General features: G+C 47.8%; 1 protein-coding gene. It reads right to left on the bottom strand.

Going from position 1 to position 1,132, the window contains the following annotated elements:
* Window positions 1-1,132, bottom strand: a 1,132-nt coding sequence (locus A3729_RS33335; protein WP_304439741.1) for a cytochrome c, incomplete at both ends; no start/stop codon positions are given.

The following is a 1,132-nucleotide window of genomic DNA, read 5'->3' as shown; positions in this document are numbered from 1 at the left end:
TTAAGTCCGGTGTAGTAATCGGCTGATCGACAGAGCCGGGCGCAGGTCGAACCGGTGCATGCAAGGTGTAATATTGTTGGTACATTTCAGAGTTGCTATCACAACGAGCTGGAGATACCAGATCACTCATATTTCTCACGTGACCGTCAGATAGCAAGCCACGATTCTGCACCCAGTACATATCACGTAAGAATGTCGCGCGAATCGACTCGACCTCTTTTTGGTAAATCGTTGGAGAGAAAAATCTGCCAACTTCATCCAAACGCAACATCTTTTCATTTGTGTTGGCACCGACGCCATCATTGTGGCAGCTGCCGCAATCGCGATCGAAGGTCTCTTTACCTCTTGCTATCGCTGCAGAAACTTTTGGATAGGACTGCCAGCCCTGGCTAATAAACTGTCCTTCTTGCAATGCTGGTATTTCGCGCGTTTTCGTTACCTCTTTATCTGGTTGAGGTATCTTAATACCAAACCAGCCCCGCTTAGGCGGCTGCGGTACCATCTCGGTATAGGTCTCTATGACTGTACCGGTTTCTGTTTGGTCGACAAGTAAACCCTTCTGCTTCAACCAGCGATACATACCAATTTCACGTAGTAAGTCATCGTCCTCATCAAGCTGGGTCATGTACGCGGTTAAGGCTTGTAAAGGCGCTTTTCTCATTGCCCCTTGCGCACCGTCCGGCTCTTCTGCATGCACATAAGAACCTTCAAAACCGACATAGGATTCGGTATGCGACAGAGAACGTCGAATCGACATATAGTTGGTCACATTTGGAATTGCGATCGGTGAAAACTGATAATCATTATCGGTATGGCTGCCCTCTCCTTTGATTCTAACCAAGTTATGCTCACCGGCACCGGCAGGCATATGATAGATCAACATATCTTTGGCAACTTTTTCTTCTTCCGGTGCCCAGTCTGGCCCTGGCTCCTTCTCATAAATGCCCTTGAAGGTTTTTAGCGGCGTCTGTAAAACTGTCCACTTCATGGTCCATTCAGGGTTAGGCAAGCCAGGGAAAACCTTTGTTTCATCTTCGCCATTGACGTTTTGGTAAGTGATTTGATAACCGTGGCACGACGCACAGTTGAAACCGGCAAATTCACCCGGCCCTGTATAAGGGTGATTACCTTC

The sequence above is a fragment of the Oleiphilus sp. HI0043 genome, from assembly GCF_001634935.1.
Note: the sequence above shows the minus strand (reverse complement) of the source record. Positions and strands in the feature narration are given on the sequence as shown.